Annotated in this window: 11 protein-coding genes and 1 pseudogene; 10 read left to right on the top strand and 2 right to left on the bottom strand. The window is 67.8% G+C overall.

Annotated features, from left to right (window positions below; translation table 11 throughout):
- Positions 1-129: 129 nt before the first annotated feature.
- The 5 genes from JYJ93_RS22585 (at position 130) to JYJ93_RS22565 (ending at position 12,810) form a co-directional block, all read left to right on the top strand.
- On the top strand, positions 130-3,345 hold the full coding sequence (locus JYJ93_RS22585; protein ID WP_206794526.1) for a hypothetical protein: 3,216 nt from the start codon (positions 130-132) through the stop codon (positions 3,343-3,345).
- The gene (locus tag JYJ93_RS22580; RefSeq protein ID WP_206794525.1) at positions 3,345-9,959 is read left to right on the top strand and encodes a DEAD/DEAH box helicase; all 6,615 of its coding nucleotides are present in this window, start codon (positions 3,345-3,347) and stop codon (positions 9,957-9,959) included. Before JYJ93_RS22585 ends, JYJ93_RS22580 begins: the two co-directional genes overlap by 1 nt.
- A complete protein-coding gene (locus JYJ93_RS22575) occupies positions 9,956-11,170 on the top strand; it encodes a PD-(D/E)XK nuclease family protein (RefSeq protein WP_206794523.1) in 1,215 nt (404 codons plus the stop codon). Before JYJ93_RS22580 ends, JYJ93_RS22575 begins: the two co-directional genes overlap by 4 nt.
- An 81-nt stretch (positions 11,171-11,251) precedes the next feature.
- Positions 11,252-11,629, top strand: a complete 378-nt coding sequence (locus tag JYJ93_RS22570; RefSeq protein WP_242543895.1) for a very short patch repair endonuclease — start codon at positions 11,252-11,254, stop codon at positions 11,627-11,629.
- Positions 11,626-12,810 carry a DNA cytosine methyltransferase gene (locus JYJ93_RS22565; protein WP_206794520.1) on the top strand — a complete coding sequence of 395 codons (1,185 nt, stop codon included), beginning with the start codon at positions 11,626-11,628 and terminating at the stop codon, positions 12,808-12,810. The genes JYJ93_RS22570 and JYJ93_RS22565 overlap by 4 nt, the downstream gene beginning before the upstream one ends.
- A 919-nt stretch (positions 12,811-13,729) precedes the next feature.
- On the opposite strand, the pseudogene JYJ93_RS40825 reads toward JYJ93_RS22565, so the two are convergent.
- Positions 13,730-13,957: pseudogene (locus JYJ93_RS40825) on the bottom strand (transposase); the annotation flags it as partial.
- 140 nt (positions 13,958-14,097) lie between these two features.
- Here JYJ93_RS40825 and JYJ93_RS22550 point away from each other — a divergent pair.
- A complete protein-coding gene (locus tag JYJ93_RS22550) occupies positions 14,098-14,448 on the top strand; it encodes a DUF2019 domain-containing protein (RefSeq protein WP_206794514.1) in 351 nt (116 codons plus the stop codon).
- 36 nt (positions 14,449-14,484) lie between these two features.
- On the opposite strand, the gene mutS is transcribed toward JYJ93_RS22550, so the two are convergent.
- A complete protein-coding gene (gene mutS, locus JYJ93_RS22545; RefSeq protein ID WP_206794512.1) occupies positions 14,485-17,247 on the bottom strand; it encodes a DNA mismatch repair protein MutS in 2,763 nt (920 codons plus the stop codon).
- A gap of 151 nt (positions 17,248-17,398) precedes the next feature.
- On the opposite strand from mutS, the gene nhaA reads away from it, so the two are divergent.
- From nhaA to JYJ93_RS22525, 4 genes are all read left to right on the top strand, one after another.
- A complete protein-coding gene (gene nhaA, locus JYJ93_RS22540) occupies positions 17,399-18,754 on the top strand; it encodes a Na+/H+ antiporter NhaA (protein WP_206794511.1) in 1,356 nt (451 codons plus the stop codon).
- The gene (locus JYJ93_RS22535) at positions 18,751-20,436 is read left to right on the top strand and encodes an AarF/UbiB family protein (RefSeq protein WP_206794509.1); all 1,686 of its coding nucleotides are present in this window, start codon (positions 18,751-18,753) and stop codon (positions 20,434-20,436) included. Before nhaA ends, JYJ93_RS22535 begins: the two co-directional genes overlap by 4 nt.
- A gap of 175 nt (positions 20,437-20,611) precedes the next feature.
- Positions 20,612-21,070 carry a hypothetical protein gene (locus JYJ93_RS22530; protein WP_206794507.1) on the top strand — a complete coding sequence of 153 codons (459 nt, stop codon included), beginning with the start codon at positions 20,612-20,614 and terminating at the stop codon, positions 21,068-21,070.
- On the top strand, positions 21,070-22,560 hold the full coding sequence (locus tag JYJ93_RS22525; RefSeq protein ID WP_206794505.1) for a hypothetical protein: 1,491 nt from the start codon (positions 21,070-21,072) through the stop codon (positions 22,558-22,560). Before JYJ93_RS22530 ends, JYJ93_RS22525 begins: the two co-directional genes overlap by 1 nt.
- Positions 22,561-23,429: the final 869 nt, after the last annotated feature.

Genomic DNA, 23,429 nt, shown 5'->3' with positions numbered 1-23,429 from the left:
TTCTGCCCACGGTACGGCTAGCATCCGGCCCGATGCAGTGGGCCCTTCAGCCTGATCGGCCCAGATGTTGTGGCTCCTTACCCTGCGAAGTGGCTCAACGTGCTGGGGACAGGGGTCGGTCTACTGACATTGTACTACTCCACCACCATCGCAATCACGGTGGGTCCGCATCAAGGTCGGGATATTCGAATGACCGCTGTAGTTCCAGAAGCTCCGACTCCATCGGCGCTGCCGCCGAGGCCCTGGAAAAGCGCTTCTTACTCCGACTGGAACGAATGGCTCTTCGCCCACACGTTCACCAGAAGCATGAGTCCGGAGCCGATCAGGTACATCCCGGCTTCCATCAAGGAACTCTGCATCATCGTGGGAGAGTCCCCCGAGCATGCGCAGGAGGTGCTGAAGGCCTTCTCGGATGCCATCTGCCAGGAGCTCGACAAGGAGAGGTGCACCTTCGAGAGCTACTACCTCCAGTACCGTCTCCGCAGCGGTAGCCCCGACGCGTATTGGAGCCGCTTCAGCGACAAAGAGCCATACTTCTTCGGCTGCCTCTGGCTGACCTGCTTGGTTGCATCGGGCTACCCTCCGCATGAAGGGCAGTTCTATCCCCGCATGGGTCTGATGCTTGGGAGACCTGTCAGCAGCTTCTCCTCCACCCGGGAGTCCGGCAGCCTGGAAGACGTCTGGGACGATCTCGCCGACTGGACGCAGTGCCATCGCGACCGGCACCGGGAGCTGATCCTCCCACCACGCGACACCTATCGAAAGATCATCGGGCGCTCCTTTTATCTGGTCTTTCCCAACCACGCGGATCGGCTACAGCTGAGAGCTGTGCTGGAGAAAGCGGATCTGCTCGTGGACAAACCTCCCATCACGCCAGTGCTGGAGGCGTTGCGCCGCTCGAAACAGGTCTTCGGCAAGGAGTTCCAAAAGGAGTTGGACAGCTTCTTCAACAAGTACCTGCAGAGCGGCCGGGATCCAGGAGAGAGCCCGTTCTGGCGCGCCGTGGCGCAGGAGGCGAGTACGCCCGGTCTGGAACGGACGAGCGGGCTAGAGCGCACTGGCCATACCACGCTGATGGCTCGCCTCGACGAAGACGACCTGCTCGACCTCTACGTCGCCTGCACCGAGCAGTACGCCGACAGGCCCGGCTTCACCCGTGAAGATCTCGGCTTCAAGGCAGGAGATTTCAGCTACCGGTTCGTACCGGAAGCCTCCGCCCGTTCGCAGCGGCAGCCGTTCGAACAGCTCCTCACGAGCGCGGCCCGACGGGCCTTCGCGAGCGGTGTCGTGCCCTTGTTACGGGTCATCACGGGCGAGTACCGGCTCGCCCATGGCGAAGAGCTGGCAGAGTGCGACCGTGCCCTCGTCCGCGATGACAGGGTCGAGGCCTTCGTGCGGACGTTTGGAGGGAAGAAGACCCAGTGTGCGCTTCCAGGGTGGCGAGAGGTCGAAGGTTGCCAGCTACACCAGTTGGATTCGCCGCCCGAAGGACTTGAGGGCGTCTACGCGCTTCTCCATACGACGGAGCCCCAACGACCTCACTTCGTGGGAGGGCTACGCACCTCGATGGGCGGTTTCTATCGGCTGAACGGCTACCTGCCACGCATCCACGCGCCCGGCGCCGAGAAGGTCGAGGTCGCCGTCGCAGGCTCGTGGTTACCGTGCCAACGCATCACTGACGAGCAACAGGCAGCGGAGTGGCACCTTCCCGCAGGCCTTGACCTCAAGGCTCTCGACGAGTTGCACGTGGCTGCGACCTGGAAGGTGCACATCGAAGGCTATGCCCTGGAGCGCCGGGGCGAGGCGAAGGTCTCCCTGGATGCCTTGAGCCTCGCGATCGACCATAAGGGGCTGCCGAGCGGAGACTTCTGGCTTGAGACGACCTCGCGCCGGCTCAAGACCCTCCGCGGCCCGGTGGGCGAGATTCCCCTGGGCCTTACGACCTGGGACCGCACCCGCACCATGGACATGCTGTTCTTCGATGCGACGGCGCGCTGGCTCGGGCCCGGCGTCGGAGAGATGTCCCTCGTGGCTATCAAGGGTTTTCCGTGGCTGGCCATCGGCCCCAACAACTCCCCGACGATGATCGTCTTCGTCGGAGACGCGCCAAAACCGGTCCTGCCGGACGACGACTTCTCGCCTCTTCAAAAAGACCGGCGCCACTGGAAGCGGGCCTTCTCGGGAGAGACCGGCTCCGTCTTCGTTCGGGAGGGCTCCGAGTACGTGCCGATCGTCGAGCGGCACGAGGCGCGGACCATCCACTCCGCCTACGTGAAGGCTGCACACTCCAGTGTCCGTCCGGCAGGGAGCGAGTGTGCACCGACGGACCTGGACAGGTACCTCCAGGACACGAAAAAGGTGAGCGGCGACTACTCCAGGGAGGCCGCGCTCCTGCTGGATGTCCTCTCCTCCATCGCGCACAGCCGCAGCGGCATCCCCCTGCGGGAAGTCCACGAGCACCTAGCCCGGCTCACGCACACGGACGAGCACCACTCACTGCGCTACCACCTGCTCCGGTCGCTGGCAGAGGTGGGCGCCATCGATACACTGCTGCGCTTGAATGGCAGGCAGACGCTCGTCGTGGCCCGCAAGCCGCGGCTCGTCATCTCCCGGCGGGGAAACCGCTTCAGCGGCACCGTGCTGGGCCTACTGCCGCAGACGATCTCCAGGCGCGTTGAGCCGGAGAGCCGTAAGCACGGCCTGCAGGTGACCTACGCGGCGCCCCCCAACCGCTTCCAACCTCCCATCATCCACCTGGAGGCGGAAGATGGAGCCCTAGAGCCGCTCAAGGCCCTCTCCTGGGAGCTGGCCTTCGCCCCGCCTGAGTTCATCGACTGGCCCGAAGCGTCCCTCGTCCCCCCGCATTTCACCGTCTGCGACGAACTCGCGCGGGACGAGCCTCCGGAGATGTATGTGCGCGAGGCGACCTGGTGCTGGAAGAGTGGCGCCTTCAAGTTGAACGCGGAAGAGCCGGGCGAGGTGAGCATCGAGCGGCGCAGTGATGGCCAGCGCACCCCCATCTACGTCGTCACCCGGGCAGGGACACCCATGGGATGGAGCTACTCCCGAGCGTGGGCGCTCCTGGATGCCGCGGAGAAGGCGGGGCGGCCGCCCTTCACGCTTGAGGGCGGAGTGCTCCGAGCCATGGCCCACGCCCCCTTGCACCTGCCTCTGCCGCTGGCCCGCCTGTGCACGGTGGTCGGCGCTGGGGCGCCCGGCCCATGCATCGAGGAGCGCGCAGGCCGCCCGGTGGTCACCTCATACGTCTATCCGTTCGGCAGGAAGCTCGCCCCGCTAGCCGCGCGGGCAGTTCCCGAGTCGTGGATTCAAAGGAAGGTGGAGTGATGCAGGACCCCATTGGAAACTTCGAGCGCATCCGCGAGCTCTACATCAGCTACCTCGATACCGCCTTCCGCATCGGTGACGAGAGCGTGGCCGAGGAGCGGCGCCGGCTGCTGCGCCAGCCCGGCACCTTCTGCACCGAGCCGCTCATTGAGGCCATTCCCCGGTACGAGCCTGCGGAGCTGTCCTTCGACGCGCTCTACCAGGACACCTCACCCGAGGGTCCCCTGGCCAGCTTCACAGAGCCAGCGCGGCGCGCGTTCATCGACCTGACCCTGGCGGGGCTGTTCGGCTCGGAGCCTCAGGAGAAGGGCAGCCTGCCGCTGAAGCGCAAAGCGAAGTACGCGCCCTATCGTCACCAGCTCCAGATGCTGCACCGGGGCGTGCGGCCCGGCATGCCTGGCGTCGTCACCTCCGGCACGGGCTCGGGCAAGACGGAATCTTTCATGCTGCCCCTGCTGGCGCGGATCTCCCAGGAGGCCGTCGGCTGGGAGGCCCCCGGGAAGGGCTACCTTGAGCAGCACTGGTGGATCGATCCGGCGACAGGGCAGCCCTACTCCGAGGAGAAGAAGGGGCGGCGCTACCTCGCGCTGCCCAAGCACAAGCGGCCCGACGCAAAGAATCCCCTAAACACCGCCTTCGCGCGGCACCGCGCGGGCGAGAAGCGCATGGCGGCGGTCCGCGCGCTCGTCCTGTACCCGATGAACGCCCTGGTCGAGGACCAGCTCGTGCGCCTGCGCAAGGCGCTCGACTCTGCCGAGGCGCGCGAGGCCATGAAGGAGCACTTTCATGGCAACCGCATCTTCTTCGGCCGCTACATCGGCGCCACCGAGGTCACCGGCCATCCCGGCTCGACGAGCACCCCTCGCGGGCTGGACTCCTTCCTCATGGCAGGCAAGGCCGCCGCGAAGCAGCTCGGCTCCATCAAGTTTGAGGGCCACAAGCTGGCCGATGCCAACGGTGACGTGGCGTACGAAGACGTGTGGCAGGGCGAGCGGGAGCGCCGCAGCCGCCGGCTGAGCGAGCTCTTCGAGTACATGGCGGCCCTGGAAAGTGGGCAGATCCAGGCGCGGCTCCACGCCCTGGACAGGCAGGCCCAGGAGAACCTGCACGCCAAGCTCGAAGAGCACGGCAAGGAGCACGGTGACCCCACGTCGGCGGATTTCCTCGCGTTCGCGGAGGACCCAAAGGTAGGCAAGCGCTCCCGGTCGAGCCTCCTCGAGGACTACCAGAAGCTCTTCGGGGCTCCCGATGATGCGACTCGCCAGCGACTTGAGAAGCTCCAGCTCACGGCCAAGGACGCGGGCCGGGCCCCGTCCGCCACGGGCGTCGATGACGCGCCCTTCATGTTCCCGTCGGTGGACGGCGGGGAGATGACCAACCGGTGGGACATGCAGCTGGATCCGCCGGACATCCTCATCACCAACGTCAGCATGCTGAGCGCCATGCTCAACCGCGAGGTCGAAGAGCCCATCTTCGAGCAGACGCGCAAGTGGCTTGAGCGGGACGATGCGTACTTCTTCCTCGTGCTCGACGAGCTGCACCTGCAGCGCGGCGCAGCGGGCACCGAGGTGTCCTTCCTGCTGCGCATGCTGCTTGAGCGGCTGGGCCTCACTCAGAGCGCGAAACAGCGTGGCAAGGTCCGTATCCTGGCCTCAAGCGCGTCGCTTCCCGCCGCTCCTCAGGCGGAGGCGGAGAAGAGTTCCCAATACCTGTGGGACATGTTCGGCCCGTTTGGGCTGCCCCCGGCGGACCGGAGCGAGAAGGATTCCAAGGAACTGTGGCGCCAGTCCATCGTGTCCGGCCACGAGCGAAAGGGCCGCTACGAGCCCACCACCGAGCCCGCGAAGGTGCGGCTTGAGCCAGCCCCCTTCCGCGAGCTGCTCTTGGCGCACCAGAGCCCGGGATGGCGCGACCCCGACGTTCCCCTGGCTCAGCCACTGTTCGCCAAGGTGCCCGACGGGGCCCCCCCCCTTGAGTCCGCGTGGAGGCGTGTCTGCGCGGCCCTCGGCATTGGAGCGGACAAGCTCCTGCCCCAGGCCATCTCCGATGCCATCTCCGAGGCGACCTACCGCCTGCTGTGGGCGTGCTGGCAGCAGGACGATGGGCGCACTCGCGCGCAGCCCGTGAGCGAGCTGACGGAGAAGCTCTTCGGGCCTCCCACGGCCGATCCAGGGCACACGGCCACCGAGCACCTGGAAGCCCTGCGCGGGCTGCTCTTCGTTCGCGGCGCGGCGGATGGGCTGAAGGCGCTCGGCTACCTCCGAGGGCCCGATCTGCCCACGTTCCGCGTCCACACATTCTTCCGGAGCATCGAAGGCCTCTACTCCCCGGCTTACAAGGGCCTCGGCGCTCCGAAGACGAAGCAGGAGCGGCGGGCCGAGGTGGGCCAGCTCACCATCGAGCAGGCGCACCGCATCGCCATCGACACTCCCCAAGGCCCCCGGGAGCACCGGCTCTTCGAGCTCGTCTACTGCGAGTGCTGCGGCGAGCTGTTCTTCGGGGGCATGCGGGCCGACTTCTCCCGCAGCCCCTACTTGGCCGAGCTCCTACCCCAGGAGCCCAGGCTTGAGGGGCTGCCGGACGACGCCGCCTCCCAGCGCTTCGAGGATCTCTCCTGGCAGCAGTACGCCCTCTTCTGGCCTAGTTCCAAGCCCCGCCCCTCCGACGCTCCGGAGGAAGCCAAGGACAAGAGCAAGGACAAAGGCCAGTGGCTGAGGGCCGTCCTTGAGCGGGAAACAGGGGGCATCCTGAAGAGGGACAAGCTGAAGGACTCGGAGCTCGACCCCAGCAGGCACCTTGAGGGCTGGTACTACGAGAGGGGCAGTAGCAGCGACGCCGGGCACAAGCGCAACTGGGACTCCCCGGGCACCAACGTCCCCTACTCCTGCCCCAACTGCCTTACCTCGTACAAAGGCCGCGTCGACACGCGCTATCGCCTGTCTCCCTTGCGGAACTTCCGGGCTGGTTTCGCCAAGACGACGCAGCTCCTGGCCACCGAGCTGTTCGACGCGCAACGTATCTCCAACCCCGTGGAGATCCCCAAGCTGGTGTCCTTCTCGGACAGCCGGCAGGACGCGGCGAAGGCGGCGCTCTCCATCGAGAAGAATCACCACCAGGACGTCCGCCGCGAGCTGCTCGTGCGCACGCTGCGGCACCACCTTGCCAACCGCGACAGTCAGCGGGCGAAGCTCGAATCCGAGTGTGCCGCGATCGAGCAGACCCTCGACACGGCACCTGCCCCCGTCAAGGACTTGCTGTCTCCGCAGCTTGCCGCCAAGAAGAGCGAGCTTGCCAGCCTGCTCGATCCGAGCGCCGCGCTCTCCAAGATCATCGGCATTGCCAGGCCCGAGCAGCTCGGCCCGGCATCGGAGGTTCCCGCCCTGATCGCGGACATGGCCCGGTGTGGTGTCCACCCCTACGATGGGGCGGGAGTCGATCGCCCCGCAGGCCAACAGCCCGGCGGCACGGTGCTGATGCGCTTCCCGTGGAACCGGCTGCTCTCGCTTGAGCCCGCGACCGGCAAGCTAACCTGGGCAAGCTCCAACGAGGCCGACGAGGCGCTCGCCATGGACAATGCCCGCGTCAACCTCGTCACCGAGGTACACCGGGTAATGACGGATGTCGTCTTCAGCAAGACGTATTTCTCGCTTGAGGAGTCGGGCCTGGGGTACGCGACGGTGCCGCTGCCGCTCCAGGGCACGCCCGAGCAGAAGCAGCGGCGCGCCGGAGAGCTGGCCGCGCTGCTCCGAGTGATGACCGATGCCTACCGGTACTGGCCCAGCCCCTTCGCCGAGAAGGACCACACGGGCCAATCCAAGATGCCCCCGGAGTGGAGAGAAGCCGCTCAGGTGGGCCCCAAAGTGAAGAAGTTCGCCCAGGCGGTGTGGGGCACCGACTGGGAGCCGCAGCTGAAGGCGGCGCTCGATCAGCTCGCGGATGCCGGGCACAAGGACGGGCTCATCCGCATGCCCTATGTCCGCATCCAGCTCGTCGCGGATGACGCCCACTTCGTCCGGTGTGTGCAGTGCTCCCGTGTTCACCTGCACCCGGGAACCGACGTCTGCACCCGCTGCTTCGCCCAGCTCGACTGGGCCAAGCTGGACAAGCGGCCCATCGCCGAGCTGCATGTGCGCAGCTTCCTGACCCGCCGCATCCAGCGCGCTGCCGCCCTCGTCGGCGACGACGGCCATGGCGCCTTCCGGCTCCACTGCGAGGAGCTCACCGGGCAGACAGAGGCGCCCGCCGAGCGCCAGCGGCAGTTCCGCGGCATCTTCGTTCCACGGCTGGAGGACCTTGAGGGCACCAGTGACGAAACGGAAGAAGCGGACGAGCGGGTGCTCGGGGAGCAGAACCAGCTCTTCAAGCTCAGGAGCGAGATCGACCTGTTGGCCGTGACGACGACGATGGAGGTGGGAATCGACATCGGCCCGCTGCAGGTCGTCCTCCAGGCGAACATGCCCCCGCAGCGCTTCAACTACCAGCAGCGCGTGGGCCGCGCGGGACGCCGGGGCCAAGCCTTCTCTCTGGCCCTGACGATTTGCCGGACCAAGAGCCACGACGTCTTCTACTTCCGAGAGCCCAAGGCAATGACGGGGGACATTCCCCCGACGCCGTTCCTCACCAAGCGGATGGAGAGCATCGGCGGCCGACTGGTGCGCAAGGGCTGGCTGTGGAGCGCCTTCCGGCGTCTGCGCGAGGAGGAGCGCAAGGCGGGGCGCCCCTTCCCGGGCGACCTGATGATCCCCTCGGACATCCACGGCGAGTACCTACCCACGGCCCTCTTCCGGGACAGCGCCTGGCAGGCCCGGACGGAGAAGGCACTTGAGGAGGAGCAGAGCTACGCCCAGAAACTGGCGCGACTACTTGAGGAGGGCAGCTCGCTGAGCTTCGAGGTGAAGGTGCCCGAGCTCATGCAGAGCATGAGAGCCGCCGTGGACCGCATCCAGCAGATGGGGCTGGCTCACGTGCTGGCCGAGTATGGCCTGCTGCCCATGTACGGCATGCCCACCCGGGTGCGCGAGCTGTACATGGGGCTGCGGCGAAGCGGCAGTGAGCGCAAGTGGAGTACCGTGGATCGGGACATCGATCTCGCCATCTACGAGTTCGCCCCGGGCTCCACCGTCGTCATCGACAAGCGCGAGCACCTAGCCGTGGGCTTCACCCCCGACCTCACTCCGCCCATTGGCCGCAAGGGCGGGGAGGCTATCTACACCATCCAGGACTCGGCGTTCAGCCATAGCTTCGAGCTGGTGCAGTGCAAGGTCTGCCAGGCCTGGACGGACCTCTCCAAGCAGCAGGCGGCCACCAAGTGCGAGTGCGGCACGGCGCTTGACCTGGACGCACGCCGGCGCTGCTGCGTTCCCAACGCATTCCGGACGAACCTGCCTCTCTTCCCGCGCACTACCGAGGAAGAGGCCGACGGCGGTGTCCGCCATCGCTCCATCCAGGCCGAGGCGGAGCGGATCCCCTTCGAGGAGGCCCAGGGCTTCGGTCCCCCGGGAACCTGGAGGCTGCCCTTCAAGTACCGCAACAGCCGAACGTTCCGGATCAATCGAGGGCCCAACCACGAGAACGCCGGGCGCTACTTCAGCGTGAAGGAGGGCACGGACAGCTCCTTGGGCGCCAAGCTTGAGCACCAGATCATCTGCACGGACGGAGAGTTAGACAAGCGGGTACGGAGTTTCACGCCAGAGTCCACGGAGCAGAAGCTGTGGCTGGCAGCGCCCAAGACGACGGACTCTCTCTACTTGGCCACGCACGGCACGAAGGACGGCCTAGCGCTCCACCGGCTGTACTCACGCGTGGACGAGGGCGTGGCCGACGACGAGGTGACACGCTGGCTGGGCATCCGCGCGGCGGCGATCTCGGCCAGCTTCATCATCGCCAGCCGGGCCGCCTTCGAACTGGACATCGATCCCGAGGAGTTCGACGTGCTGGAGCCCCGGCGCTACATGCGCGAGGACCAGCGACCCCTGCTGCAGATAACCGATCACTTGGTGAACGGAGCAGGCTACTGCGACTGGCTCGTCCAGCAGGAGGGTGGCCAGCCCCGCATCGCGCGCCTCGTCCAGTCCATTCTAGAGAACGAGAGCAGGTACCCCCTCAAGCAGTTCCTCGACCCGAAGCACACCGGGTGCGACTCGTCCTGCTACCGCTGTCTGCGGCGCTACGGCAACCAGCCCTTCCACGGACTGCTCGACTGGCAGCTGGGGCTGGCGTTCATCCGGGCCATGGTCGACCCGGACTACGGGGTGGGCCTCTGGAAGGGAGACTTCGAGGCGTACGTGGAACTCGGCCGCTGGCCGAAGTTCGCGGAGGGGCTGGCACGGCAGATGGCCGAGCGCTTCGGGGGCGAGAGCATCTGCTTCGGCAAGGTCCCCGCCTTCCGGATTCGCAAACAGGCCGGTGAACTCACCCCGTGGGTCCTCATCCGGCATCCGCTCTGGGACTGGAGCCAGGAGAACGGGCCGCCTTCAGGGACGATCCTTGCCCATGCCTATGGGGAGGCGAAGAAGGCGGGTGGACTGCCCATGTGCTGGGACAGCTTCAACCTGCTGCGCCGCCAGGTACTGGTGCGTGAAAAGATCGTCAGCGAGGCACGGAGTCACCAATGACGCGGCCCCCTCCACTCCCAAGCCCGTTCGAGCGAGTGGAGGTACCCGCTTTATTCTCCCCATCTCGCTTCGGCGCGCTGGGGCGGTGCAAGCTCTCGGTGCTTGGCGAGCGGAGCGCCTCCGTGCTCCTCCCTCCGAGCCTTCACGCGCTGGTCGGCACTCTCGTGCACCACGTGCGGCGCGAGCTGAGCGAGGGCCATTGGAAGGCGGAGCTGAGTCAAGAGCAGGCGTGCACCTTGCTCATGGCGGAGGTGACCCAGCAGGCGGAAGCTCAGCTGGCCGGCATGGCGAGCACCGAGGCACTCGTTCCCCTGCGTGAAGCGATGGGGCTCAGAACCTGGGAGCTGCGGGAGATGCGCCTCCGGCGGTGGGCCTCACGGCTGGTGCTGAAGGGAAAGAACGGGCCCGTACGGCCGCTGGGGGATCTGATGGCGGTGCCTACCGGCCAGGGCCCTGACACCCTACGGCTTGAGACGGGAGACGAGGCTTGGCTGGTTGCACCCTCGGTGCGGCTACGGGGAAGAGCCGATCGCATTGAGCAGACGGTGCTGGGCACTTTCGACATCATCGATTTCAAATCCGGCCGCCTCCATGACGAAGAGGGGCAGCTGCTACCGGACGCGACGCTCCAGGTGCGGTTGTATGCTTTGGCTGCGGAAGAGGCCGGGGCCGGGGCCGTGCGTCTCTTCCTTGAGGGAGACGATCGCCACCACGTGCCGTGGGGTGACATGGAGCGCGGTGAAACGCGAGCCCTGCTCCGGACGATCTCCACGAAGCTCCCGGCGGGTAAAACCCTTGGCGCGGAGGACCTGGCTGAGGCCGGCCCTCACTGTCGCGGCTGCCGCCTACGGCCCTCGTGCAGGCGCTACCTTGAGTGGGGCCCCAAGGCGTGGACGCACCCGCAGCTTCCCGGCCAGGAGCCTCCACTGGACGTGTGGGGCACGCTTGAGAGCGTCGCGACAGGAGCCCGTGGCGACACGGTGGAGCTGCGCGATGCCAACGGACATCTCGTCATCGTCGACGGGGTGAATCCTGCCCGGGAACTGGGGGCGATAGCTGCCGGAGAGCCCGTATACTTCTTCGAGCTTGAGCGGACGGAGGACCGACGCGCCCACGGCCGGGTGATGCACCCACGGAACTTCCACGAGTACCCTCCCGATGGAGGCAGGCGGCTGCGCCAAGCCCGTAGCCTCCAGGCCTTCCGCGGCTGAAACCTGATGCGACGTGATTATCCTTCCAGCGTGACGCTCCCTCGCCCAGGGATACGACCAACGGAAGAAGTCTCGTGCCGGATGAAAGCCGTGCGGCGGCGTGACACCCGGCCCGAGGTGGAAGTTCGGCGGCTCCTGTGGAAGGCGGGAGCCCGGTTCCGGCTCTGTCCTCGGGACTTGCCCGGAACCCCTGATATCGCCAACAAGAGCGCGCGCTGGGCGGTATTTGTCCATGGCTGCTTCTGGCACGGTCATCGCAACTGCAAGCTGGCGACCGTGCCCAAGAGCAACAGCGCTTTCTGGGAAGCCAAGCTGGCCGCGAACCGCAGCCGGGATGCCCGAAAAGCGCTGGCACTGAGGCGACTCGGCTATCGGGTTCTCGTGGTATGGCAGTGCGCATTGCGCGACCCAGCAGCCCTGGTCCGCCGGTTCTCCGAGGCAGGTGTCACGAAGCCATGAGCGACGACCTGGACCAAATCGATGGTGGTGATGCCACCTTCCTGCGCAGCCGGCTCCGACCGCTGCCTCTTGGTGGCACCGAGCGCTTGAGGCTGGTCGACCTCTTCGCGGGCTCGGGAGGCCTGACCCTGGGAGTCATGGAGGCCTGCCGCGCGATCAATGCGAGGCTTGAGGTACGCTTGGCCATGGAGTTGGACGAGCGCGTTCGCGCCGTGTACGACTTGAACTTCCCCTCTCAGGTCAAGAACAACCGAGGAGACGTACTCTCCAGGTTCGGACTGGTCCCTGGAAAGCTCCTCTCGGCCGCCGAGCAAGAGACGCGGCGCGAGGTGGGCAGGGTCGACATCCTGGTGGGTGGCCCTCCCTGTCAAGGTCACTCGGACCTCAACAACCACACCCGCCGACGCGACAAGAAGAACGAGCTGTACATGGCGATGGTCCGAGCGGCCGAGGTACTCAAGCCCCGCTATGTCCTCATCGAGAACGTCCAAGGGGTGCGTCGCGATCATGGAGAGGTGCTCCTTCGAGCAACGGAGTACCTAAGAGGCATCCTGGGCTACACCGTGGAACACCGCTTGGTGCGCATGGTCGACATCGGAGTTCCCCAGAAACGCGTCCGCCATATCCTGGTCGCCTATCGTGGCGAAGAGGTCTCACGGCTGCTGGACTTTCCGCCGATCGAGAAGCCTCGAACCCTGCGGTGGGCCATCCAGGACCTTCAGAAGAAGAAGTTCCCCGTGCAGTCGATCTTCGACACCCCAGCCCGGCTGAGTCCCGCCAATGCAGAGAGGGCGAAGTATCTGCTTGAGAACCCGGAGACTTACGACTTGCCGAACCATCTCCGGCCTAGATGTCATCGCGACAACCCCTCGCACCGCTACAAGGCGATGTATGGGAAGCTCAAATGGAACGAGCCCGCCCACACCATCACCACGGGGTTCGGCAGCCCCGGCCAAGGGCGGTATTTCCACCCCGAGGAGGCGCGCACGCTGACTCCTCATGAAGCAGCGCGCGTGCAGTTCTTCCCAGATTGGTTCGACTTTGGGCCGAACTCGAATCGAGGTCTCCTCGCGCACTGCATCGGCAATGCAGTCCCGCCGAAGCTGGCCTTCTCCGTACTCGTTCGGCTGCTGCGTCAACACTCTGCTGGTGCTCAGAAGCCCAAAGGTAAAGCCGCTTGAGTCGTGGCAGCACCATCGCTCCCGACGGACGGTTTGATAGATTTACTACAACCTCAACGGGAACTGACGTATCCGCAAGTCTGCGGGCCACTCGTCCCAGTCGCCGCCGTGCCCGTCTCGCAATTTGAGCACGGCAGTGCCGTCCCGGACATCGGAACCTGTCAACGTGAATGAGACAGTGAAACTGAGAGATTAGGGGCTGTCCCTGATCTTGTGTTCGAGAGTCGACCCAGCGTGCCGGCTAACTGACACGTTGGGGCAGGGCCTCAATCAGAGTTGCTGCCTGGCGCCAGGCATGATCAACGCGAGCGATGCGCCGACATGGACTGAGCGATGCCGAGTGGGGCCGCATCGAACCCCTGCTGGGCTCCAGGAGCGGCCCTCACTCGAAGCGAGGAGACCGTGACTTCATCAACGCAGTGGTGTGGCGTGTGAAGACCGGGGTGCAGTGGCGGGACTTGCCCGAGCGGTTCGGTCACTGGAAGACGGTCTGCAACCGCTTCCACCGCTGGGCGAAGACTGGGCGATGGGAAGCCATCTTCAAGGCGCTGCGGCTCGACGTGGATGAGCTTGGTTCCCTTGCTGACGCATCGGTCGTCCGGGCGCATCAGGACGCCGCGGGCGGAAAAGGGGGATCCGAAGCAATGCTTCGGGGCGTTCTTGAGGAGGTTTTTCAACGAAAGTTCACGCCGTCACGACGACGGGAGGTAAGCCGCTGCACGTCGCGTTGACGCCCGGCCAGCAGCACGAATCCACAATGGCCGAAGAACTTCTGGTGCACGCCGAGGGCGCCGCTTTCATCGCTGAAGTTGCCCCGGTTTCGTGGAGTCCCACCCGCTGTGCGAAAAGGGTCCCACGATGCCGAAGTCACGCCCCCCATACCCGCCGGAGTTCCGTGAGCGGGTCGTCGAACTGCTGAAGGCGCCAGGGCCGCCAATCCTCCGGCCTCACGCTGGCGTCGCCACACGCTCAACAGCGAGGAGTACACCCCCTCACGTCGCAGCAGCGCCCCCACCTCTCCGGGCTTCGTACAGCGGTCCGCTTCCTTGAGGATGCGCCGCTTGTCCTCCGCCGTGAAGCGACGACGCTTCGCCTTCTCCACCACCTCGGTCTCCCGGACCCGAACCTCTTCCACCACCGGATTCATCGTCCCTGCCTGGGTCGCCCTGCACATTAAACTTCCGAGTACGGACTGTCTCACTCACGTTGGCAGAGAGGGCAGTCCTACGCAGCCCAGCGTGAGTTCGGGTTGCTGGCGATCGAGAACGTGAAGAAGGGGATCTGGTTATGAGGTTGGAGCAACTGGTCGAGCAGTTCGCTCAGAACGTAGAAGCCCAGACCGATGCCATCCATCGAGGCGATGCCAAAACAGGAAACAAACACGCCAAGAAGTACACCGCCGCGCTTCAGGCGCTCCGTGAACACGGAGATGCCGGGCGTGATGCTCTCGCCATATTGCTGAAGCATCCCCGCCCGGATGTTCGAACCATGGCCGCTGCGTTTCTGCTCCGCTACCGAACGGCGGAAGCCAAGGCTGTACTTGAAGCCGCAGCGAATGAGGGAGGAGTTAGCGCCATCGGAGCGATCATGACGCTGCGCCGCTGGAACGACGGCACCTGGGCGCTCGATCCGGGCTAGCTCGCCTCGAATGGAGCGCCCGGAAAGGCGCCCCGCTCACCCCAGCGTCTGCTTCAACTTCGCCAGCAGGTTGAGCGCATCCAGCGGCGTCATCCGGTCAATGGACACCGCCTTGAGCGACTCCAGCACCTCCGCGTGCGCGGGAGGCACGGGCGGCGCGGCCACGGGCTGCGGAGCGCCCCCGAACAACCCCAGCTGCCCCGCGTTCGCCGGAGCCGCGCGCTTCGTGGAGCGCACCGCCACGCGGGGACGGCCCGCGTCGTCCAGCTCTCCGGACTCCAGGTTCTGGAGCAGCTCGCGGGCGCGCGACACCACCTCTGGCGGCAGGCCGGCGAGCTTCGCGACCTCGATGCCGTAGGAGCGGCTGGCCCCGCCGGGAATCAGCTTGCGCAGGAAGATGACCTTGCCGCCCTGCTCCTTCACGGCGATGCACAGGTTCTTCACCCGGGGACGCTCGCGCTCCAGGTCCACCAGCTCGTGGTAGTGCGTGGCGAAGAGCGACCGCGCGCCCACCTTGTCGTGGATGTGCTCCGCCACCGCCCACGCGATGGACAGGCCGTCGAACGTGGACGTGCCACGGCCAATCTCATCCAGGATGACCAGGCTCTTCCTCGTGGCGTGATGGAGGATGTGGCTCGTCTCCGTCATCTCCACCATGAACGTGGACTGCCCGCGCGCCAGGTTGTCCGCCGCCCCCACGCGCGTGAAGATGCGGTCGCACAGGCCGATGCGCGCGGACTTCGCCGGCACGAACGAGCCCGCCTGCGCCATCAGCGCCGTCAGCGCCACCTGCCGCATCACCGTGCTCTTGCCCGCCATGTTCGGGCCGGTGATGACCAGGAGCTGCGCGTCCTCCGGATCCAGGCGCACGTCGTTGGGGACGAAGGACTCGCCCGAGCCCAGCATCCGCTCCACCACCGGGTGCCGGCCGCCGGTGATGGTCAGCCCCTCCCCCGCGTCCACCTGGGGCCGCGTGTAGCCGTACTCCGCCGCGCACCGCGCGAACGACACCAGCGCGTCCGCCGTGGCCACCGCCTCCGCCGCGGAGCGGATGCGCGGCGCCGCGGCGATGACCTTCGCGCGCAGCTCCTCGAACAACTGGAGCTCCAGCACCACGCGGCGCTCCTCCGCCGTGAGGACCTTCTCCTCGTACTCCTTCAGCTCCTCGGTGACGAAGCGCTCCGCGCCCACCGTGGTCTGCTTGCGGATGTAGTCCTTGGGCACCGCGTGGAGGTTCGCCTTCGTCACCTCCAGGTAGTAGCCGAAGACCTTGTTGTAGCGGATCTTCAGCGAGGAGATGCCCGTGCGGTCCTTCTCCCGCTGCTCCAGCTTGAGCAGGTAGTCCTTGCCCGTGGTGGACAGCGCCACCAGGTCGTCCAGCTCCGCGTGGAAGCCCTGCCGGATGAAGCCGCCCTCGCGAATCACGACCGGCGGCTCGTCCGTCACCGCGCGCATCAGCAGGTCCGCCAGCTCCGGCAGCGCGCCCAGCGGCCCGGCCAGCGACTTCAAGAGCGCCGCGTCACACCGCGCGAGCGCCGCGCCCAGCCTGGGCAGCTGCGTCAGCGACAGCCCCAGCGCGCGCAGGTCCCGTGCGTTGCCCGCGCCCAGCGACAGCCGGCCGCACAGCCGCTCCAGGTCGCCCACCTCCTTGAGCGTGGCCACCAGCTCCTCGCGCCACACGCTCTTGCCGGACAGCTCCTCCACCGCGTCCAGCCGCGCTTCGATCTCCGGCAGCGAACACAGCGGCGCGGACAGCCAGCGCGCCAGCTTGCGCGCGCCCAGCCCCGTGGCCGTCCGGTCCAGCACGCCCAACAGCGACCCCTTGCGGCCACCGTCGCGCAGGCTCTTGAGCACCTCCAGGTTGCCGCGCGAGGACTCGTCCATCACCAGGCAGCCCGCGCGCTCCTGACGCGACAGCCGGTCCACGTGCGCCGCAGGCGTCTTCTGCGTGTCCTTGAGGTAGCGCAGCGCGGCCCCGGCCGCCCCGGTGGCCAGCGGCGAGCCGTCCAGCCCGAACGCGGACAGCGACTGCACGTTGAAGTGCGAGCGCAGGAACGCGGCGGCCCGCGTGGGCTCGAAGGCCGCGCCCTCGCCCTCCGCCACGGCCGGCACGCGCGACAGCCGCTGGCACACCTGCGCCACCTCCGGCGCGTCCCGCATGCCCTGCGGCACCAGGAGCTCGCGCGGCTCCACGCGCGACAGGCCCTCCACCAGCTCCGACAGGCCCTGCGCTTCGAAGGTGTAGAACTCGCCGGTGGACGCCTCCAGCAGCGCCGCGCCGAAGCCCGCCTCCCCCCAGCACACGGCCGCGAGGAAGTTGCTGGCCTGCGGCTCCAGCACCTCGTCGTCCAGCACCATGCCGGGGGTGATGACCCGCGTCACCTCCCGCTGCACGATGCCCGGCCCCGCGCCCGGCTCCGTCACCTGCTCGCAGATGGCGACCTTGAGGCCGTGCTCCACCAGCTTCGCGATGTAGCGGCGCGAGGAGTGGTACGGCACCCCGCACATGGGGATCTTGTCCGCGCCCTTGGCCCGGGCCGTGAGGGTGATCTGGAGCAGCTCCGAGGCCTTCACCGCGTCCTCGAAGAACATCTCGTAGAAGTCCCCCAACCGGAAGAAGAGCACCGTGTCCGGATGGAGCGCCTTCACCTCCAGGTACTGGCGCATCATCGGGGTCAGGGAGGCGATCTCCCGCGCACCCGCGGGGGCCTCACCCGTTCCGACTTCCGGAGTCGTGTCCTCGCCGGGCAGCACGACGTCCGCTGCCTTGCCTGTCTTCGCCTGCTGCGTCACCGCCATCCCCGACCTTCTCTCACGACCTTACCCCCGGATCAACGAACCGGCGCCCCTACCTGCCGCGTATGCCTACCATTGGCGTCCGACATTTCGGCGGGCCGCTTTCCGAAAACGGTTTGCAGACCCCCAGCCCCCCGGCAGGCTGCCCGGCGACATGGCGACCCCTCCCCAGACGACGACCCGCCCTCCCGTTCCCGCCCTGTTCAAGGTGGCCCTGGCCCCCGTGCAGGCCTTCTTCCGGCTGGAGGCCAGCAGCGGCATCCTCCTGGCGCTCTGCGCGGTGGCCGCGCTCGCCTGGGCCAACTCCCCGTGGGGTGGCACCTACGCCGCCGTCTTCGACGCGCCCCTGCACCTGGAGGTGGTGGGCCACGGCGGCCAGTTCACCTTCCGTGAGTTCATCAACGACGGGCTGATGACGCTGTTCTTCTTCCTCGTGGGGATGGAGATCAAACGCGAGCTGTCCGCGGGCGAGCTGCGCACCTTCTCCCGCGCGCTGCTGCCGCTCATCGCCGCGCTGGGCGGCATGGTGGTGCCCGCCGCGCTCTACCTCTTCTTCACCCGGGGCACCCCCGCGGAAGGCGGCTGGGCCATCCCCATGGCCACGGACATCGCGTTCGCCATTGGCTGCCTCACGCTGGTGAAGGCGCGCGTGAGCCAGGGGCTGGTGGTGTTCCTCACCGCGCTCGCCATCTTCGACGACATCGGCGGCATCCTCGTCATCGCGCTCTTCTACGGCACGGGCCTGCACGTGGAGTGGCTCGCGGTGGCCGCGGGCCTGGTCGCGGTGCTCTGGGGGCTCAACCGCTTCTACGTGCGCAACGGGCTGGCCTACGCCGTCGTGGGCGCGGCGCTCTGGTACGCCATGCACCACGGCGGCATCCACGCCACCCTGTCCGGCGTGGTGCTGGGCCTGTGCATCCCCGCGCTGCCCACCCGCCCGGGCCGCGAGGTGCTGGAGGAGCTGGCGCAGTACATCCGGGAGCTCGTGTCCCGGCCGGACGACGAGAGCGCGCGGGGCGCGCAGCTGCTCCACATCGAGGAGGCGCTGGAGGACATCGAGCCGCCGCTCAACCGCTTCGTGCACCTGTGGCACGGCTACGTGGCCTACGGCATCGTGCCGCTGTTCGCGCTGGCCAACTCCGGCGTGGACGTGTCCGGGATGTCCTTTTCGGACCTGCTCAAGCCCCTGCCCCTGGGCATCATCGCGGGCCTCTTCGTGGGCAAGCAGCTGGGCATCTTCCTGTTCACCTGGGCGGCGGTGCGGGCGGGCGTGTCCCCGCTGCCCACGGGCGGCAGCGTCGCGCAGCTGCACGGGGTGGCGGTGGTGGCCGGCATCGGCTTCACGGTGGCCCTCTTCGTGGCCGGGCTGGCCTTCGCGCAAGAGCCGGCCCTGCTGGCCGAGGCCAAGCTGGGCATCCTGGTAGGCTCGCTGCTCTCCGCCGTCGTGGGCTACGTCCTCTTGCGCTACGTGGCCAGCCCGCCCCAGGCTGCGACACAGGCCTCGCCATGAACCTCCAGGACCTCAACCGCATCCGGCAGATCGCCCTCATCGCCGCCCGACACGGCTTCGGTGAGGTGACCGAGCGCGCGGGCGTCTGGCGCATGCTCGGCGGCCGCAAGGAGAAGGTCGAGGTCTCCGAGGAGGCCCGCCGCGAGTCCACCGCGCGCCGCTTCCGCCTCTTCCTGGCGGAGCTGGGCCCCACGTTCATCAAGCTGGGCCAGGTGCTCTCCACCCGCGCGGACCTGCTGCCCGCGGAGTTCGTGGAGGAGCTGGCCGCGCTCCAGGACGACGTGGAGGCCATCCCCCTGGAGGACGTCCACGCGCAGATCCGCGACGCCTTGGGCAAGGACGTGCAGGAGCTGTTCGCCCAGGTGGATCCGGAGCCGCTCGCCGCCGCGTCCATCGCGCAGGTGCACCGCGCGGTCACGCTGGAGGGCGAGGAGGTCGTCATCAAGGTGCAGCGCCCCGGCATCGCCCAGCGCATCGACGCGGACCTGGGCGTGCTGCGCTCGCTGGCGCGCCTTTTGGAGGCCGTGGTGGAGGAGACGGGCATCTACTCGCCCTCCGGCATCGTGGACGAGTTCGACCGGGCCATCCACGAGGAGCTGGACTTCATCAACGAGGCCACCAACATCCGCGCGTTCCTGGAGAACCACAAGGACCGCCCGTACCTCAAGATTCCGCGCGTGTACGCGGCGCTCTCCAGCCGCACCGTGCTCACCATGGAGTTCATCCGCGGGGAGAAGATCAACCCCGCCGCGCTGGCGGAGGCGGACCGCAAGCAGATCGCCCAGCACATCCTGGAGGCCAGCTTCCGCCAGCTCTTCGACGACGGCCTGTTCCACGGCGACCCGCACCCCGGCAACGTGCTGCTCATGGAGGGCAACCGGCTGGCGCTGCTGGACTTCGGCGTGGTGGGCCGGCTCACCCGCCCCATGCAGGAGACGCTGGTGATGCTGTGCCTGGCGGTGGCCCTCAAGGACAGCGACTCCGTGGCGCGCATCCTCTACCGCGTGGGCGTGCCGGACGCGCGCGCCAACCTGATGGGCTTCCGCAACGACATCGAGGCCATCCTGGGCCAGCACCTGCCCACCACGCTGGGCCAGGTGGACGCGCGCACGCTCTTGCGCGACCTGCTGGACCTGGCAGTGAAGTACCGCATCCGCATCCCCAAGGAGTACGCGCTCCTGTCGCGCGCCTCCATCTCCACCGAGGGCATGCTGCGCGGGCTCTACCCGGAGCTGAACATCATCGAGGTCGCCCTGCCCTACGCGAAGGAGCTGATGGCGGGCCGCTACGATCCGACCCAGCTCCAGGGCGGCCTGATGCGCACGCTCTTGCGCTTCCAGTCCATGGCGCAGGACCTGCCCACGCAGCTGTCGCAGATCCTGCTGGACCTGGAGACGGGCAAGTTCAGCGTCACGGTGCGCGCGGAGCAGTTCGACAAGCTCAACGAGAACCTGCGCAGCGTGGCCGTCATCGCCTTCCTGGGCCTGTGCGCGTGCGGCTTCATCGTGGGCGCGTTCATCGCCTTCGCGCCCCGGCCGCCCATGTACGGGAACGTGCCGGTGCTGGGCATCGTCGGCATCGCGCTGGCGGCGGCCCTCTTCGGCGCGGTGCTCACCTGGTACCTGTTCGGCGGCCGGTTCGGGAAGGTCAGCGTGACCCGCTTCCTCAAGAAGCGCAGGTAGCCCCAGGCACCCCACCGGCGCTGAAGAGGGGGGGGTGTGACAACGGCCCACCTGGAGGAGCAGGCGGGCGCGTGTCACGCGGGCGCGAACGGATCCGTTGAAGGGTGCACACTCAGGCGTGCCCCGGGTATTCTGCGGGGCTTGTCGTTCTCCCCTCTTGCCCCCCGTGCTCGACTTGTTCGCGAACCCAACCGCCGCCCGTCGTCCGTACCGCGCCCCGCTGGCCACGCTGTTCGCGGCCGCGCTCCTCGCCACCACCGCCGGCTGTGCTGGCGGGCTCGATGAACCCGAGCGCTTCACCGGGGGCAGCAGCGCCTGCGCCACCGGCACCACCGGCGCGAGCATCATCCAGGCGCAGTGCCTGTCGTGTCACTCCACGGCCAGCAACGGGTCCGCGGGCGGGGGCCTGGACCTGCAGGCGGCCGGCCTCCCCGGGCGGCTCTACACCACCGACGCGGCGTGCAACGACGCGAAGCTGGCGGACAGCGCCAACCCGTCCCAGTCCTTCTTCCTGAAGAAGCTCACGCCGTCGCCGGGCTGCGGCTCGCAGATGCCGCTGGGCGGGTCGCTGAGCGCCTCCGACACCGCGTGCCTCACCGAGTGGCTGGTCGCCGGAAAGCCGGGCTCCCCGTGATGACGCGCACCCGATTCTCCTCCGCCGCGGCCTTGCTGGGCGCGGCCCTGCTGCTCGCCCCCGCCGCGGACGCCGCGCCGAGGAGGGCGTCCGCGAAGACAGCGCAGTCCTCGCGGAAGAAGGCCCAGCCCGCGGAGGCGCGCCGCGTGGCGGTGCTCGCCTCCGGTCCGCACGCGGAGGCCGCGCGGGACGCGCTGGAGGCGGAGCTCCACCGCCGTCCGGCCCGCTACGAAGTCGTCCCCGAGTCCGCGGTGCGCGCCGCCGCCTCCCGCATCGGCAGGGACCCGACGCAGCCCGCCGGCGCCGCCGCCGTGGCGAGCGAGCTGGGCCTGAGCGCGGTGCTGGTGGCGGACACGTCCACCGTGGGCAAGAAGCACCAGGTGCGCGTCACCGTGCGCAACGGCAGGGACGGCAAGGCGCTGGCCTCGCCCGCCGCCGCGAAGCCCGCCACGCCGAAGCTGGTGCCCGTGGCGGTGAAGCGCCAGTGGACGGCGCTGGAGCGCGGCCTGCAGAAGTCGACCGCGCCGGAGGCCGCCCCGGTGGCCCCCGTGCAGCCCGCGAAGCCGGTGGAGCCGGAGCCGGCGGTGAAGCCCGCGGCGCCCATCGCGGAGACGCCCGCCCCCACGAAGTCGCCCGACCCGGAGCCCATCCGCAAGCCGGTGGCCGCGAAGCCCAGGGAGCCCAAGGCTCCGGAGAAGACGGACGAGGACTCCCTCTCCACGGAGGCGCAGGTGGCCTCCGCGCCCGTCGTGGAGGGCGCGCTGGGCGTGAAGCTGTTCGGCCGGTCGCTGCGCTACAAGGACGACGTGTTCGGCGTGCTGCGCCCGTACACGCTGGGCCCGGACGTGGGCGGCTTCGCGCTGCCGGGCGCGCCCCAGGTGGCGGGTGACGTCACGGTCTATCCGCTCGCGGCCTTCCAGAAGGGCGCGCTGGCGCGGCTGGGCATCATGGGCTCCATCGACCAGTCCTTCGGGCTGAAGTCCACGGGCTCCTCGGGGGAGGTCTCCTACCCCACCACGGCGCGCGAGTGGCAGGCGGGCCTGCGCTACGTCATCCCCTTCGGCGCGGCGAAGCAGCACGGCTTCGAGATCACCGGCGCGTACGGGATGAACACGTTCCGCATCGACGCGGTGGACGGCGAGCGGCCGTTGGACCTGCCCAACGTGGAGTACAAGACGGCGGGCCTGGGGCTGGGCGTGCGGGCGGCGCTGTCGGAGAAGCTCGACTTCAACTTCCGGCTTGGCTACCAGCACCCGCTGGACTCCGGCGAGCTGTCCTCCGACGCGTGGTTCCCGCGCATGTCCGCGGGCGCCGTCACGGGCAGCGCCACGGTGGCGTACCGGCTCAACCGCATCCTGGACGTGAGGCTGAAGGCGGACCTGCGCCGCTACTTCTTCAAGTTCAACCCGGAGCCGGGCGACCCGTACGTCGCCGGTGGCGCCGTGGATCAGTACCCCGGCCTGTCGCTCCAGCTGGGCTTCCGTTACTAGCTGAAGCGCTCTGGATGAAGTCCTCCGGTGGGTAGCGGAAGGCGCGGCGGGCTTTTGCGAGGGTGAAGGCCCAACGAATGGGAACGCGATGGCGGTTGGCGTCGCGTTCCCAGGCATTGGCGCGAGACGAGACACACCTCGATTTCCGCCGGGTTGAGCCAGCCGCCATGCACCGTCACACTGAAGACGGGTCCAGGCTGCTTGCCCACGACTACCGGAAGCACTGTCCACCAGGACCGTGAGTTCCCCTGGGGCCGGCCCAGGCCCGCCCTTCTCATCCCCTTCCCCTGGGCCCTGCCGCAGACGTCTGCGACGTACTGGGCGCCCGCCGAACGCAGGCGCCCAGCCTTGTCAGAGGCTCAGGTGTCGGTCCTCAAAACCATGCGCGGCAGCTTCGGAGGACGTGCCCTCCGCAATGCGAAGGTGGTGTCACTGGTTCACGCCCTCAATCGCTAGCTTGTGGCTGGTTTCGTTCGCAAGCCCCCGTAAACGACTACTTGAAGCACTCGAAGTGCGCATAACCAACAACGTCAACGCCTGCATCGCAGCCAGCGCGGACAGTGCTCTTGCCCTGGTTTTCGACGCCGCAAAAGCCTACGCGTCCAGTGGGGCTATGGCTCAAGAGCATGATGCGACACCCATTATAAGCGTCATTGCCTTTAACCTGTTCGCCGGGTGGCACGACGACGGTTCCAAGCCAAGTGCCGCCCGAGGCTACGGGGCCTATCGTGGAGGGCCCGGGATCGCCCTTCTGGCCCCTCTGGCCATCCTGACCGTTCTGGCCGGGGACTCCCTGGTCGCCTTTGGGCCCTTGCGGACCCACAGGACCGATGGCGCCCACCGCCCCCGTGTCACCCTTGGGCCCCTGC

This window comes from Corallococcus sp. NCSPR001, from assembly GCF_017309135.1.
Taxonomy (GTDB): Bacteria; Myxococcota; Myxococcia; order Myxococcales; family Myxococcaceae; genus Corallococcus.
Note: the sequence above shows the minus strand (reverse complement) of the source record. Positions and strands in the feature narration are given on the sequence as shown.